Raw genomic sequence first — 14534 nt, forward strand, 5'->3', positions numbered from 1 at the left:
ATAGCCCGGCCTTGCGAATGACGCATCCCCCTGACGGCCAACCGAACAAATCCTTGCCAGCGTCGGGATCTTTCCTTGAAACGCGCCCTCCAATCGCCTGACCCGCGTGTCCTAACTGACAAGGAAGACGACCATGACTCGCCCAACCCCACTGCCTGCCCTTGGCCCCAACGACCTGCTCAAGCTGCTTATCGCGCTGCACAGGGCCGTTGCCAGCGAAGACCGACACGCATAAAAAAACGCCGACCCAGGCATCTGCGTCGGCGTTTCAGGTTAGCGGGAGGTCGTGTGAGCAGGTTTGCCTGCGATGGCTTCGGCGCAGTGCCAGTGAGTGCGCGGCGCCTGCATCGTTGGCAAGCCAACTCCTACAGCGATCCGCGCAGAACACCGTATTTTCTGTGGGAGCGGGCTTGCCCGCGATGCAAGCACCGCGCAAGAGCAATGCGCCCGGCAGGCGCTGGGCGTATCAGAACGCGGGCAGTACCGCACCCTGGTATTTCTTCTCGATGAACGCTTTCACTTCAGGGCTGGTCAGGGCTTTGGCCAGCTTCTGGATAGCGGCGCTGTCCTTGTTGTCTGGACGGGCGACCAGGAAGTTCACGTAAGGCGAGTCGCTGCCTTCGATGACCAGCGCATCTTTGGCCGGGTTCAGACCGGCTTCCAGCGCATAGTTGGTGTTGATCATGTCCAGATCGACCTGGTCCAGCACACGCGGCAGCATGGCCGACTCAAGCTCGCGGAACTTGAGTTTCTTCGGGTTCTCGGCGATGTCTTTCGGCGTAGCCAGGGCATTCTTCGGATCTTTCAGGGTGATCAGACCCGCCTTCTGCAACAGCAGCAGGGCACGACCGCTGTTGCTGCCCTCGTTCGGGATCGCAACAGTTGCACCGTCCTTGAGCTCGGAGAGGCTCTTGACCTTCTTCGAGTAGCCACCGAACGGTTCGACGTGAACACCGATCACCGTTTCCAGGTGAGTCCCTTTGCCTTCGTTGAAGTTCTTCAGGTACGGCAAGGTCTGGAAGTAGTTGGCATCCAGGCGCTTCTGGTCGACCTGAACGTTAGGCTGCACATAGTCGGTGAACACCTTGATCTCCAGGTCCACACCTTCCTTGGCCAGCGTTGGCTTGATCAGCTCAAGGATCTCGGCGTGGGGTACCGGGGTAGCTGCAACGACCAGTTTTTCAGCCGCTTGGGCAAAGCCGGCTACCGACAGCGCAGTCGCCAGAGCAGTGAACAGCAGAACCTTTTTCATGCACAGTCCTTATTCGAATCATGGCCATCAGACGACGGCGAAAAGAAGATACCCGTCATTGAAGACTGGCGTGAGGTGGACAATACCGAGATTTTTTATTCCAGAACAATACCTTTTATTTAGAGGCTTATTCCATTTCGAGAATCTGCCCTTCAACCCTGCGCCCGAGTATCCGCAACGATGAACGCCGGCAAGCTCAGGTGCTCTGGCAGGATCTCGTCACCGGTGCTCACCAGCAAGGCAAAGTGGATAACGTTCTCCAGCTCACGGGTATTGCCAGGCCAGCAATGCGCCTCCAGTACGCGCTGTGCAGCCTCACTGATCAGCGGAACCGGCACGTTCAGCCGCTGGCTGTAGATACCGACGAAGTACTCGGCCAACGGCAAGATGTCTCCCACCCGCTCGCGCAAGGCCGGCAGGGTCAAATGTCCCTCATGCAGGTAGTGGTAGAGCCGCTCATGGAACTTGCCCGCACGCACCGCCAATGCCAGGTCGATGCTTGAGGCCGCCACCAGGCGCACGTCCACTGGGTTCGGTTGCTGCGCGCCAACGCGGGTGACTTCTCGCGTCTCCAACGCGGCCAGTAACTTGACCTGAATCGGCAACGGTAAATCGGCGATCTCATCCAGGTACAAGGTGCCGCCATTGGCCGAGCCGAACCAACCGGCCCGGCTACTGGCGGTTCCACTATGGGCGCCCGCACTGTAGCCAAACAATTCAGCATCGGCGTAGGTCGGGCTGATGGCCGCGCAGTTCACCGAAACGAACAACCCGCTGCGATCACTGGCCCGGTGAATCTGCCGCGCCAACAACTCCTTGCCGGTACCGGTTTCGCCGCGAATCAATACCGGCAGGCCCAGCGGTGCAAGCTGCTCCAGTTCCTCACGCAACTGGCGTGAGCGAGGGTCAACGAACACCAGCGCCTTGGCGCGAATACTGAGCGGGCTCTTGTCCAGTTCAGGAAAGGTCAGCAGCGGCTGGCCGTGGGTGTCATGAATAGGCATGGCAAACTCCCGCCCGGCCACCATGCGACCAGGCGTTTCAGATAGAAGTGGTTAACGCCTTGGGATCAGGCGCGGCGCAAGGCGCCTTGTTCCAACCGGCTCTGCAGGCGATACAGGTAAGCAAACCCTTGTTCCCAGCGACGATGCCCGGACTTCACGTTGATGTGACCGGCGCCGGAGAGAATCCCCGCTTCAGCCCCCCAGGCCCGGGCCAGTTGCATCACCCGTGGAGCGCTGGCCGCCGGGTCGTTGTCGGAGCCGACCACCTGGCAAGGGAATGGCAATACCTGTTGCGTGATCGGTGCGAAGTTGCGCAAGGCCGGCGCACAGGTAGGGCGCTCGACATCCGCCGGCGCCACCAGCAGGGCACCACGCACCCGGCGCAACAGGTTGGCACTGGCCTGCGCCGCCCAATGGGCGACAGTGATGCAGCCCAGGCTGTGGGCAATCAGAATGACCGGCGCTGCATCAGCCGCGATAGCCTGCTCCAGCGCCGCCACCCAGTCTTCACGCCGTGGCGTCAACCAGTCAGCCTGTTCGACCCGGGCACTATTGGGCAGGCTTTGTTGCCAGTAACTCTGCCAGTGATCCTCTGGCGAACCCTGCCAACCCGGCACTATCAGGTAACGAATCGACGTGTTGGACATGGGACGCCTCCTGCAGGCTTGCGTGCTTGAGGACCAGTATAGGGCGACGGTTATATTCGTAAAGGAATAAGAAGCTATTTGGTAATAACCAAAACCAATACTTCGCGTGGCAATCTGGGCGCTTCGGCGAGCACTGGAGCGCAATAAAAAAGGGGCCGCACCCTGCCAAGGAACGGCCCCTGAAACGCTCGCGTACGGTTAGATGTTCGCGACTTTCTGCCAAACTTTCGGCTTGAAGAACAAGGTCTCGCCACGCACCAGCCCGGTCAGGCTGTCGTGATCCTTGACCACTTCGGCTTCAATCAACTCGCTCTGCCCCTCGACCTTGAGGGTGACCCGGGTCGTCGCACCCAAGGGGCGGATGTCCCGCACTTCAGCGACGTGGTGGCCTTCCATCTCATGGCGCGACAACGACACTTCGTGCGGCCGGAACAGCACGTGATGACCTTCGCTCAGGTGCAACCGGTTGGAATCGCCCAGGAAGTGGTAAACAAAGTCGCTGGCCGGGTGCTCGTAGACATCCCCCGGCGAGCCGATCTGCTCGATCACGCCCTTGTTCATCACCACGATACGGTCCGCAACTTCCATGGCCTCTTCCTGGTCGTGGGTCACGAACACCGAGGTCAGGTTGATGTCTTCGTGCAGCCGCGCCAGCCAGCGGCGCAGCTCCTTGCGCACCTTGGCATCCAGGGCGCCGAAGGGCTCGTCGAGCAGCAATACCTTGGGCTCTACTGCCAAGGCGCGAGCCAGGGCAATACGTTGGCGCTGGCCACCGGACAATTGCTCGGGGTAGCGGTCTGCAAGCCAGTCGAGTTGAACCATGTTCAACAGTTCGTGAACTTTCTCAGCGATCTTGCTCTCGCTCGGGCGCTCGGCCTTGGGCTTCATGCGCAGGCCGAAGGCGACGTTGTCGAACACGCTCATGTGGCGGAACAGCGCATAGTGCTGGAACACGAAGCCGACGTTACGGTCGCGCACGTCGTGGCCGGAGACGTCCTCGCCATGGAAAACGATGCTGCCCTGATCCGGGGTTTCCAGCCCGGCGATAATGCGCAGCAGCGTGGTCTTGCCGCAGCCGGAAGGGCCAAGCAATGCCACCAGCTCGCCGCTGTGGATATCCAGGTTGATGCTGTCCAGGGCCTGGAAAGCGTTGAAGCGCTTGCTGACGTTACGAACTTCGATCGACATGAATTATTCCTCCGCTGCGTTGTGGCGCAGACGGTTAATGCGGGACTCGCTCCACTGCTTGAGCAGCAGGATGAAGAGCGCCAGGATCAGCAACAGGCTGGCCACGCTGAAGGCCGCGACATGGTTGTACTCGTTGTAGAGGATCTCGACATGCAGCGGCAGGGTGTTGGTCACCCCACGAATGTGCCCCGAGACCACCGACACCGCACCGAACTCGCCCATGGCTCGCGCAGTACACAGCACCACACCGTAAATCAGGCCCCACTTGATGTTCGGCAAGGTCACGTGCCAGAACATCTGCCAACCGTTGGCGCCCAACAGGCGCGCCGCTTCTTCTTCCTGGGTGCCCTGCTCCTGCATCAGCGGGATCAGCTCACGGGCCACGAAGGGGACGGTGACGAAGATGGTCGCCAGGACAATCCCCGGCAACGCAAAGACGATCTGAATATCGTGCTCCTGCAACCACGGCCCGAACAGGCCCTGGGCACCGAACATCAACACGTAGACCAGGCCGGCGATAACCGGGGACACCGAGAACGGCAGGTCGATCAGCGTCACCAGGATGCTTTTGCCACGGAAGGTGTACTTACTGACGCACCAGGCCGCGCTGACACCAAACACCAGGTTCAGCGGCACCGAGATGGCCACGGCAATCAGGGTCAGTTTCAATGCCGAGAGGGCATCGGGCTCAAAGATCGCACTGAAAAACGTACCCAGGCCCATTTTCAGGCCCTGGGACACCACGATGAACAATGGCAGCAACAGGAACACGGCAAAGATCAGCCAGCCAAAACCGATCAGCACCCGTCGTGACACTGCGCTGCCACGGCGAGCGGCATTGGCCGAAGCGGCTGCGCCAAGGGAAGACGTAGACATGGACAAAGCCTCCTTCACGGGGTTTCGATGCGCCGCTGCAACAAGTTGATCAGCAGCAGCAGAATGAAGGAAACCACCAGCATCAACACGCCGATAGCGGTAGCACCGGTGTAGTCGTACTGGTCCAGTTTGACCATGATCAACAACGGCAGGATCTCGGTTTTCATCGGCATGTTGCCGGCGATGAAAATCACCGATCCGTATTCACCGACGCCTCGGGCAAAGGCCAGGGCAAAGCCGGTCAGCCAAGCGGGCAGCAGCGCGGGCGCCAATACATAACGGAACACCTGCAAGGGTTTGGCGCCAAGGCAGGCCGCAGCCTCTTCGACTTCCCGCGGGATGTCGGCCAGCACCGGCTGCACCGTACGCACCACAAACGGCAAGGTGACGAAGGTCAGTGCCAGGGTAATACCCAGCGGCGTGTAGGCGATCTTGAAGCCCAGGTCGGTGGCGAACTGACCGACCAACCCGGTCGGCGCATACAGTGCGGTCAAGGCAATACCGGCAACGGCCGTTGGCAGGGCAAACGGTAAGTCGATCATTGCATCAATGATCTTGCGCCCCGGAAAGGTGTAGCGCACCAGCACCCAGGCCAGCAGCGTACCGATCAGGCCGTTGATTAGGGCAGCGTACAACGCAGTGCCAAAACTGAGCTTGAGCGCCGCCAGCACGCGCGGAGCACTGACGATGGCCCAGAACTGCTCCCACGTAAGCTGGGAGGCATGGACGAACATCGCCCCCAGCGGTATGAGCACAATCAGGCTGAGGTACACCAAGGTGTAGCCCAGCGTCAGCCCGAAGCCGGGTATGACGGGGGAGATACGACGTGACATAAAGGTCCTTGGTTGAACGCAGTAAGCCCGGAACGAATCCCGGGCCCATGCTGGCTACTGAACGGCTTTCATCCTGGCGGTGACAATTCACTGCGCCGTGTAGATCTGATCGAACACCCCGCCATCGTTGAAGAACTTGGGCTGCGCAGTTTTCCAGCCACCGAAATCTTTGTCGATAGTTACCAGATCCAATTTCGGGAACTGCTTGGCATACTCGGCCGCCACTTTCACATCACGCGGACGATAGAAGTTCTCTGCGGCGATCTTCTGCCCGGCCGGGCTGTACAGGTACTTGAGATACTCCTGGGCAATGGCCTCGTTGCCTTTTTTCTCGGCATTCTTGTCGACCACGGCAACTGGCGGCTCAGCCAGGATCGACAGGGACGGTACGACAATCTCGAACTTGTCGCTGCCGCCATCTTCCTTCAATGCCAGAAACGCCTCGTTCTCCCAGGCCAGCAGCACGTCACCCTGGCCATTGTTGACGAAGGTAATGGTCGAGCCACGGGCACCGGTGTCCAGCACAGGCACATGCTTGAACAGCTCCGTCACATACTCCTGCGCCTTGGCTTCACTGCCACCGGCTTTCAGGCCGTAGGCCCAGGCAGCAAGAAAGTTCCAACGCGCCCCCCCGGAGGTTTTCGGGTTCGGGGTAATCACCGACACGTCTTTCTTGATCAGGTCGCCCCAGTCCTTGATGCCTTTGGGGTTGCCCTTGCGTACCAGGAAAACGATGGTCGAGGTGTAAGGGGTACTGGCGTCCGGCAGGCGGGTCTGCCAGTTCTCCGGCAAGCCTTTGCCGAGCTTGGCGACTTCATCGATGTCGCCCGCCAGGGCCAGGGTGACCACGTCGGCGCGCAGACCATCGATGACCGCGCGAGCCTGTTTGCCCGAACCGCCGTGGGACTGCTGGATCTTCACCTTGTCGTCCGGGTGAGCCTGCTGCCAGTGCTTGATGAACTCGGCGTTGTACTGCTGGTACAGCTCACGGGTCGGATCGTAGGACACGTTCAGCAGCTCGTAGTCCTTGGCGATGGCGGAACCGGCAAAAACGGCACTGGCGAGAGCAGCCAGAGCATAACGGCGAATGGACATGGTGAAGCTCCTGACGTTGGCTTTTCTTCTAATGTGTTGGCAGGTTGCTACGAGGCTTCAGCTCGCCTTGTTGCTGGCGTTCTGCAACCGGAATTTTTCCTTGCGTTCGATCTGGACGACTTGGGCGTTATGAACAGTGATCTCCACCGCGCCGAACCGCAGATCGCGCAGCGCGCTCTGGATTTCCCGCAGAATGGTGGCTTCGTCCTGTCCATCAACGCTACGCAACGATGCGCTCATAACCCGTACTCCTGTGGCTAAAGGGTGCCGTGCAGTAGCAGGGGATGTAAGCGACTGCGCTGGCTTGAGGGCAATCTTAGAGAGGGCTGAATATTCTTAAAAATACTATTTAAGAATTTTTATATAACTGTTAGTGCTTATCGCCAGCGCGGCTGGCTCCTACGGGTGCTGCAACGCATGCAGGAGCCGGCCTTGCCGGCGATGCACAGGGTTTACCAACGCACTTGCTGCGCCGGAACCGGACGGCCATACCAATAGCCCTGCCCCAGGTCACACTGCTGCTCCAGCAGACATTGCGACTGCTCGGCATGCTCGATGCCTTCAGCCTGGATCTGCATACCCATGCTTCGAGCCAATGCAATGATTACCCGGACAATCGCCATGTCGTCTTCGTCACTCGGCAAACCGGCCACAAAGCCCTGGTCGATCTTCAGCTTCTGCACCGGCAGGCGCTTGAGGCGCAGCAGCGAGGAATAGCCCGTACCAAAGTCATCGATGGCCAGGCGCAAGCCAAGCTCACGCAAGCGATGCAGTTGCTCAAGCGCCACCTCAGGCTCTTCCATGACCGCACTTTCGGTCACTTCAAGCTCCAGAAAGGCAGGCGCCAGCTGGGTTTCGTGCAGCACCTGGGCGACATACTGGTAGAGGTCACGGTGCACGAACAAACGGCTGGAAACGTTCACCGCAACAAAGTCCAGGGTCTTGCCCTCGCGCTGCCATTGGACCATCTGCAGGCAGGCCTGGCGCATGACCCAGGTGTCGATATCGGAGATCAAACCCGTGCGCTCGGCAATCGGGATGAACTCTCCCGGCGGCACCAGGCCGCGTTGCGGATGCTGCCAGCGTACCAACGCCTCGACACCGATCATCCGCCCACTGCTCAGGTCGTGCACCGGCTGGTAGTACACTCGCAGCTCTTCCTGCTCCAGCGCCCGACGCAATTCGGCGGCGGTTTCTACCCGCTGCTGAGCGTGGGCGGTCAGCTCTTCGGTGTACAGCGCATAACCTGCACGACCATTGCCCTTGGCCTTGAACAGGGCCGAGTCGGCATTGCGCAGCAACTGCTCGGCACTGAGTGCATCACCGGGGAACAGACTGATACCGATACTGACACTGATGAACAGACGATGGTTGTCCAGCTCAATGGGTGCCTTCATGCCGTCGATGATGCTCTGCGCCATCACCGCCGCCTGGCCAAGTTGTGAGCAGTTCTCCAGCAATACCGCGAACTCATCGCCCCCCAGGCGCGCCAGCGTCACCCCTTCGCCGATCACGCCCTTGAGGCGTTCACCAACAGACTTGAGCAACTGGTCACCAATATTGTGCCCCAGGCTGTCGTTGATACTCTGGAAGTGATCGAGGTCGAGCAGCAACAGGGCGCATCCGCGCTTGTTGGCTTGCGCCGCCGCCAGCGCCTGGGCGGTACGGTCATTGAACAGCAGGCGATTGGGCAGGCTGGTCAACGGGTCGTGATGCGCCAGGTAGGCCAGCTCGCGCTCCGTGTGCTTGATTGCGCTAATATCGCTGAAAACAGCGACATAGTGGCTTACAAAACCGCTATCGTCGAGAATCGCGCAAATGGTTTGCCACTGCGGGTAGACCTCGCCGCTTTTACGTCGGTTCCAGATTTCGCCGCTCCACTCGCCCTTTTGCGCGAGGGCCGCGAACATCTCCTGGTAGAACTGCGAACCATGTCGACCCGACTTGAACTTGTTCGGCCGATGACCGATCACTTCCTCTTTCTGGTAGCCCGTGATCCGCATGAACGCGCGGTTTACATGCACGATCAAGCCCTGGCGATTGGTCACCAGTACCCCCTCAAGGGTGCTGTCGAAGACTGCCGCGGCCATTCGCAGGCGCTCCCGGTCTTCGCGACGCAGACGTGCCCCGACGCCGATAAACTTCAGCAGGCGTACACGCGAATAGAAGATCAACAGGGTGCTGCAGAACACCCACACAAGGGCGTTGACCATCTGCCAGTGCAATAACTGGGCAGGATCATCGAAAAGACTGCTTAATATTTGGTCAGACAGCCCAAGCCACAGGACTGATAACACCAGGTAGAGCGCAGCCGTGCGCAGGGCATCTCGTGCAGAAACAGACATAGTGTGTTTGGGCAGCCCAGATCAAAAGTTGGCGCATTATAGGACAGAAACATCCAGCGACCGTCTATCAAAAAGGCCGACTGGTTTTATTTATGCTGCCAAGGATAATGTCACCTGCTGTTTTCTTCGCTTTACGAGGGCCAACCCGGCTATGTGGTACAACGGTTTACTCGATTTATCCGCCTGGCAACTGCTGGCAGTCACGCTGCTGATGACCCACGTGACCATTGTCAGCGTCACGGTTTATCTGCACCGCTATTCCGCTCACCGCGCGCTGGAGCTCAACGCCGGGCTCAAGCATTTCTTCCGTTTCTGGCTGTGGCTGACCACCGCACAGAACACCCGTGAGTGGACCGCCGTCCACCGCAAGCACCACGCCAAGTGCGAAACCGTCGACGACCCGCACAGCCCGGTCGTAAAGGGCCTGTCCACGGTGATGCGCAAAGGGGCCGAACTCTACCGAGAAGAGGCACGCAATCCGGAAACCCTGCGTATCTATGGCAAGAATTGCCCAGAGGACTGGATCGAGCGCAACCTCTACTCGCGCTACAAGCTGGGCGGCATCGCCCTGATGGCAATCATCGACCTGCTGCTGTTCGGCACCATCGGCATCACCATCTGGGCCGTGCAGATGATGTGGATTCCGTTCTGGGCCGCCGGCGTGGTCAACGGCCTTGGCCATGCCGTCGGCTACCGCAACTTCGAGTGCCGCGACGCCGCGACCAACCTGGTGCCGTGGGGCATCATCATTGGTGGCGAAGAACTGCACAACAACCACCACACCTACCCGAATTCGGCCAAGCTCTCGGTCAAACGCTGGGAATTCGACATGGGTTGGGCCTGGATCAAGCTGTTCAGCCTGCTGGGGCTGGCCAAGGTGCAACGTGTCGCGCCCATCGCCCACCGCGTTGCAGGCAAGGGCCAACTGGACATGGACACCGCCATGGCCATCCTCAACAACCGTTTCCAGATCATGGCGCAGTACCGCAAGCTGGTGATTGGTCCGCTGGTCAAACAGGAGCTGGCACGGGTCGACGGCTCGGTACGTCATCAGTTCCGCCGCGCCAAGCGCTTGCTGTCTCGTGAAACCAGCCTGCTGGAAGACCGCCATCACCTGCACATCCAGAGCCTGCTCGAGCACAGCCAGACACTGCGCACCATCTACGAGAAGCGCCTGGCACTGCAACAGATCTGGGCTCGCACCAGCGCCAACGGCCATGACATGCTGGCCGCAATAAAGGACTGGGTACATGAAGCCGAAGCCAGCGGCATCCAGTCGCTACGCGAATTCGCTGCCCAGTTGAAAACCTACTCGCTACGCCCCGCCCTGGCCTGATGCCGTTGATCGGCGCGCCCTTCCCAAGGGCGCGCCGACCGGAACTTCAGCACACTTTCCAGCTCTTACAAGCATATCGTCCGCGTGGCGGGCCGGGTCGTGGCCGCACGCCCTTGCCTCTTGAGAAGCTGCGCGCCAATGGTCAAGCACACGCCCACCTCCATGCCCCAACACCCACCGCCCGAGGCCGCTCAGACCCTGCTGGACCTGATGCATGCTCAAGGTGAAGTGGCTCGCCTGAGCGAACGCGAACAGCTGTTCAGCTCGCTGCTCGACAGCGTCAATGCCGTGCTCTGGGCCTTTGACTGGGAAAGCCGCAAGGTGCTCTACGTCAGCCCGGCGTACGAGCGTATCTTCGGTCGCCCCGCCAACTTGCTGTTGGCCGACTACAACGCGTGGCGCAACAGCGTTTTCCCGGAAGATCTGGAGTACGCCGAACGCAGCCTTGCCGAAGTACTGGTCAAAGGCGCCGTGGAAAACCGCGAGTACCGCATACTGACAGCCGACGGCCAGCTTCGCTGGCTCAGTGACAAGTGCTTCATCAACCAACAGACTGACGGCGATCAGCGGGTAATCGTGGTCGGTATCGCCGAAGACATCACCGAAAAAAAGCAGCTTGAAGGTGAACTGCAACGCCTGGCGACGACCGACGTGCTGACCCAGAGCAGCAATCGCCGGCACTTCTTCGACTGTGCCCGCAGCGCCTTTGCAAAGGCCCGCCAGGATGACACCGCCCTGTGCTTCCTGCTGCTGGACATTGATGACTTCAAACAGATAAACGATACCTATGGCCACCCGACCGGCGACCAGGTGCTGCTGCGCATCGCAGACAGCGGCAAAGCCGTCCTGCGCCGCGGTGATCTGTTCGGACGAATCGGCGGCGAAGAGTTCGCGGCGATATTCCCGGACTGCACGCCGGAAATGGCACAGCACATTGCCGAGCGCTTGCAACGCGAGATCCAACGCCTGAGCTTCAGTCACGAAGATCGAACCTTCGGGGTAACCGTCAGCCAAGGGCTGACCGGCATTGTCGATACCGACAAAACCCTCGACAGCCTGTTCGCCCGTGCCGATGCGGCGATGTACCAGGCCAAGCGACAAGGCAAGAACCAGATTGTTCTAGGCTGAGCGCTGGCGCGCCAGCGCAGCCGACAGCAATCAGGCACTCACCCCTTGCGCAAACGCCTCAACTCGCTTGCGCCAACCTTGAGCAGGCGTGCTGCCTTGCTCTCGACGATGGCGTCCAGCGACGCCTCGGCGGGCAAGTGCACCAGTTGCCCGACCAGGTTCATGACCAAGGCTTCCCGCGAGTAGACCCCACCGCCAAGGTGGTACACCCCCGCGATCAACTCACGCAGTTCCAGCGGCAGGCGCCAGCGTGTACGCAGTGCCGAGCCATAGGCCGCCGCTGATTGCGACAGGGCCAGTTCGACACTGGCTTCGTCCAGCTCACCACCGGCCAGGCGCCATTCCTGCATACAGCGCAACACCGCCAACTCACCCAGGCAATGGAGCAAACCTGCGCAGTAACAGCGTTCCTCATCCAGCTCAAGGATGCGCGCCAGGGTGCGGGCATACTCTGCCGTATGCAACGACAGCGCCCAGTAACGCTCGGCATAGCCAGACAGCAGTGGATCATCGAGCTTGGCGCTGCGCTTGAGCGCAAGGCCGAGAATCAGGTTCATGCTCTGGGTCGAGCCCAGTTTGTTCAGGGCCTGCAACAAGGACTGTACCTGCCCGTCATGATGCACCGCAGCGCTGTTGGCAGCTGCAATCAACACGGCGGTGATCTGCGGATCGGTGCGGATCTCTTCCTCGAGGACCTTCAGGTTCAAACCCGGTGCCTTCAGGCTGCGCTTGACCGCTTTCTGAACATCGGCCAGCAGCGGGCCACCGTCAGCGGTAGCGCGGCGGTCTTCAAGAAAGCGCGTCAATGTCATGCTGGCGGGCAGCGACGGCACAGAACAGGCAACGGGTGCACCGGCCGAAAGCAACAACTGCTCCAGACGCTGACGCAGCGAATCCATGTTCAAGGGTTTGCTCATGTACGCGGTAGGCGCCAGCGGCAAGGCCTCTCGCACACTGGCACTGTCGCTACGGCTGCTCAACAAAATGAACGGCAACGGCGGCTGACGGCGCTTGGCACGCACCGAGCGCAGCAGGTCAAGACCATCCAGCCCGGGCAATTCACGCGAGGCAATGATCAGGTCAGGCTGGGTGGCCAGCGCAGAGAGCGCCTCATGACCATCAGCGCACACCTGCAGGGACGCATCACAGCGCACATCCAGCAACACCTGAGTCAGCATGTCTCGTACCCATGGGTCGCCTTCGGCGATCAACACACAGGGCTGGCCGGGTGAATCTGCAACAGTCATACGGTTCTCCTGAAAACGTCTGCATGCAATCCACTGCACCCTCCAAGATGTCCATTGCTGGCTACCTTAGTACGCCGCCCATTCCTTTGGCATAAAAAAAACCCGCCGAAGCGGGTTTTTCTTTAGCGCGTCACAGTTTACGCGAGTTCGGCGAAGCACTCTTCAATGATTGCCAGGCCTTTGTCCAACTGTGCGTCTGGCGCGGTCAGCGGAACCAGGATACGCAGGACGTTGCCGTAGGTGCCGCACGACAGCAGGATCAGGCCCTTGTCGCGTGCCTTGGCTACAACCTGAGCAACGGCAGCAGGGTTTGGCGCGTGGGAGTCCTTACCTTCGAAGACTTCAACGGCGATCATCGAGCCCAGGGCACGCACGTCACCGATCACTGGGTACTTGTCCTGAATCTTGCGCAGGCCAGCAACCAGGCGCTCGCCAACAGCGTTGCTGCGCTCCAGCAGTTTCTCTTCTTCGAACACTTCCATCACGGCCAGAGCAGCGGCACATGCGATCGGGCTACCGGCATAGGTGCCGCCCAGGCCGCCTGGGGCGATAGCGTCCATGTATTCGGCCTTGCCGCAAACACCGGCCAGTGGGAAACCACCAGCGATGGATTTGGCGAAGGTGGTCAGGTCTGGGGCAACACCCATCTGCTCCATCGCGAAGAAGGTGCCAGTACGGCCAGCGCCGGTCTGTACTTCGTCAGCGATCATCAGGATGCCGTGCTGGTCGCACAGGGCGCGCAGACGCTTCATGAACTCTTTAGGCGCAACGTAGAAACCACCTTCGCCCTGTACTGGCTCGATGATGATCGCGGCGATGTCTTTTGGCTCAGCGTCGTTCTTGAAGATGCGCTCGATGCTGGCGATCGAATCGTCGACGCTCACACCGTGCAGTGCGCATGGGTACAGTGCGCGGAAGATGCCGCCTGGCATCAGGCCCATACCAGCCGAGTAAGGCACGACTTTACCGGTCAGGCCCAGGGTCATCATGGTACGACCGTGGTACGCGCCGGTGAACGCGATCACGCCGGTACGGCCAGTGGCGGCACGGGCGATCTTCACGGCGTTCTCAACGGCTTCGGAACCGGTGGTGACCAGCAGGGTTTTCTTGGCGAAGTCGCCTGGAACCTTGGCGTTGATCTTCTCGCACACTTCAACGTACGGCTCGTAGGCCAGTACCTGGAAGCAGGTGTGAGTCAGCTTGTGCAGCTGTTTTTCAACAGCGGCGATGACTTTCGGGTGCACGTGACCGGTGTTCAGTACCGCGATACCGCCAGCGAAGTCGATGAACTCGCGACCTTCAACGTCGGTAACAGTGGCGTTCTTCGCGCTGTCAGCGAAGATTGGGTGGATCTGGCCAACACCGCGTGGGACGGCGGCTACACGGCGTTGCATCAAGGATTCGTTGGTCTTGTTGCTCATGAACATGTCCTCATTCGCCACACAGTGGCGTAGTTTCAAGGCTTGGGCGACCGGGGTTCAACTGCCACAGCATGCGCTGATCGACTGCTACAGGATCCGGGGCGCCAGGTATCGGCTTGTGTCTAAAAAAGCCAGCGAGGCGTCACTCTCGCGCCTCGCTGG

13 protein-coding genes are annotated in these 14534 nt (G+C 60.1%); 2 read left to right on the forward strand and 11 right to left on the reverse strand.

Going from position 1 to position 14534, the window contains the following annotated elements:
• Positions 1 to 466: 466 nt before the first annotated feature.
• The 9 genes from AB7M23_RS05325 to dibA all read right to left on the reverse strand — a co-directional run bounded on the left by AB7M23_RS05325 (position 467) and on the right by dibA (position 9240).
• Positions 467 to 1252: a MetQ/NlpA family ABC transporter substrate-binding protein gene (locus AB7M23_RS05325; RefSeq protein WP_065761648.1), complete on the reverse strand. Its 786-nt coding sequence runs from the start codon at positions 1250 to 1252 to the stop codon at positions 467 to 469.
• Positions 1253 to 1404: 152 nt separating this feature from the next.
• Entirely contained in the window at positions 1405 to 2256 is an 852-nt protein-coding gene (locus AB7M23_RS05330) for a sigma 54-interacting transcriptional regulator (protein WP_065761647.1), read from the reverse strand.
• A 65-nt stretch (positions 2257 to 2321) separates the two neighbouring features.
• On the reverse strand, positions 2322 to 2903 hold the full coding sequence (locus AB7M23_RS05335) for an alpha/beta hydrolase (RefSeq protein ID WP_158240127.1): 582 nt from the start codon (positions 2901 to 2903) through the stop codon (positions 2322 to 2324).
• A 198-nt stretch (positions 2904 to 3101) separates the two neighbouring features.
• Positions 3102 to 4091: a sulfate/molybdate ABC transporter ATP-binding protein gene (locus AB7M23_RS05340; protein WP_065761645.1), complete on the reverse strand. Its 990-nt coding sequence runs from the start codon at positions 4089 to 4091 to the stop codon at positions 3102 to 3104.
• Between the two features lie 3 nt (positions 4092 to 4094).
• Entirely contained in the window at positions 4095 to 4967 is an 873-nt protein-coding gene (gene cysW, locus AB7M23_RS05345; protein ID WP_099776276.1) for a sulfate ABC transporter permease subunit CysW, read from the reverse strand.
• A 14-nt stretch (positions 4968 to 4981) separates the two neighbouring features.
• Positions 4982 to 5800, reverse strand: coding sequence for a sulfate ABC transporter permease subunit CysT (gene cysT, locus AB7M23_RS05350; protein ID WP_099776278.1), 819 nt, complete (start codon positions 5798 to 5800; stop codon positions 4982 to 4984).
• An 87-nt stretch (positions 5801 to 5887) separates the two neighbouring features.
• Positions 5888 to 6895, reverse strand: coding sequence for a sulfate ABC transporter substrate-binding protein (locus tag AB7M23_RS05355; RefSeq protein ID WP_102052497.1), 1008 nt, complete (start codon positions 6893 to 6895; stop codon positions 5888 to 5890).
• 57 nt (positions 6896 to 6952) lie between these two features.
• Positions 6953 to 7135 carry a sulfur starvation response protein OscA gene (gene oscA / locus AB7M23_RS05360; protein WP_065761641.1) on the reverse strand — a complete coding sequence of 61 codons (183 nt, stop codon included), beginning with the start codon at positions 7133 to 7135 and terminating at the stop codon, positions 6953 to 6955.
• Between the two features lie 212 nt (positions 7136 to 7347).
• Positions 7348 to 9240, reverse strand: coding sequence for a phosphodiesterase DibA (gene dibA / locus AB7M23_RS05365; protein ID WP_102052498.1), 1893 nt, complete (start codon positions 9238 to 9240; stop codon positions 7348 to 7350).
• Between the two features lie 151 nt (positions 9241 to 9391).
• Between dibA and desA the strand changes: the two genes are divergently transcribed.
• Both desA and AB7M23_RS05375 read left to right on the forward strand, forming a co-directional pair.
• Positions 9392 to 10576, forward strand: coding sequence for a delta-9 fatty acid desaturase DesA (gene desA / locus AB7M23_RS05370; protein ID WP_454240357.1), 1185 nt, complete (start codon positions 9392 to 9394; stop codon positions 10574 to 10576).
• Between the two features lie 138 nt (positions 10577 to 10714).
• Positions 10715 to 11704: a GGDEF domain-containing protein gene (locus AB7M23_RS05375; RefSeq protein WP_454240358.1), complete on the forward strand. Its 990-nt coding sequence runs from the start codon at positions 10715 to 10717 to the stop codon at positions 11702 to 11704.
• 38 nt (positions 11705 to 11742) lie between these two features.
• Here the strand turns inward: AB7M23_RS05375 and AB7M23_RS05380 are convergent, their stop codons facing one another.
• Together AB7M23_RS05380 and gabT are read right to left on the reverse strand one after the other, a co-directional pair.
• The gene (locus AB7M23_RS05380) at positions 11743 to 12951 is read right to left on the reverse strand and encodes an HDOD domain-containing protein (protein WP_454240359.1); all 1209 of its coding nucleotides are present in this window, start codon (positions 12949 to 12951) and stop codon (positions 11743 to 11745) included.
• 137 nt (positions 12952 to 13088) lie between these two features.
• A complete protein-coding gene (gene gabT / locus AB7M23_RS05385; protein ID WP_065761379.1) occupies positions 13089 to 14372 on the reverse strand; it encodes a 4-aminobutyrate--2-oxoglutarate transaminase in 1284 nt (427 codons plus the stop codon).
• Positions 14373 to 14534: the final 162 nt, after the last annotated feature.

It is taken from the genome of Pseudomonas sp. HLS-6 TE3448, assembly GCF_053629555.1.

Excerpts from the sequence above, each read along its gene's own strand:
- AB7M23_RS05325 (WP_065761648.1), bottom strand. The coding sequence starts at position 1,252 with ATGAAAAAGGTTCTGCTGTTCACTGCTCTGGCGACTGCGCTGTCGGTA.
- AB7M23_RS05330 (WP_065761647.1), bottom strand. The coding sequence starts at position 2,256 with ATGCCTATTCATGACACCCACGGCCAGCCGCTGCTGACCTTTCCTGAA.
- AB7M23_RS05335 (WP_158240127.1), bottom strand. The coding sequence starts at position 2,903 with ATGTCCAACACGTCGATTCGTTACCTGATAGTGCCGGGTTGGCAGGGT.
- AB7M23_RS05340 (WP_065761645.1), bottom strand. The coding sequence starts at position 4,091 with ATGTCGATCGAAGTTCGTAACGTCAGCAAGCGCTTCAACGCTTTCCAG.
- cysW (WP_099776276.1), bottom strand. The coding sequence starts at position 4,967 with ATGTCTACGTCTTCCCTTGGCGCAGCCGCTTCGGCCAATGCCGCTCGC.
- cysT (WP_099776278.1), bottom strand. The coding sequence starts at position 5,800 with ATGTCACGTCGTATCTCCCCCGTCATACCCGGCTTCGGGCTGACGCTG.
- AB7M23_RS05355 (WP_102052497.1), bottom strand. The coding sequence starts at position 6,895 with ATGTCCATTCGCCGTTATGCTCTGGCTGCTCTCGCCAGTGCCGTTTTT.
- oscA (WP_065761641.1), bottom strand. The coding sequence starts at position 7,135 with ATGAGCGCATCGTTGCGTAGCGTTGATGGACAGGACGAAGCCACCATT.
- dibA (WP_102052498.1), bottom strand. The coding sequence starts at position 9,240 with ATGTCTGTTTCTGCACGAGATGCCCTGCGCACGGCTGCGCTCTACCTG.
- desA (WP_454240357.1), top strand. The coding sequence starts at position 9,392 with ATGTGGTACAACGGTTTACTCGATTTATCCGCCTGGCAACTGCTGGCA.
- AB7M23_RS05375 (WP_454240358.1), top strand. The coding sequence starts at position 10,715 with ATGGTCAAGCACACGCCCACCTCCATGCCCCAACACCCACCGCCCGAG.
- AB7M23_RS05380 (WP_454240359.1), bottom strand. The coding sequence starts at position 12,951 with ATGACTGTTGCAGATTCACCCGGCCAGCCCTGTGTGTTGATCGCCGAA.
- gabT (WP_065761379.1), bottom strand. The coding sequence starts at position 14,372 with ATGAGCAACAAGACCAACGAATCCTTGATGCAACGCCGTGTAGCCGCC.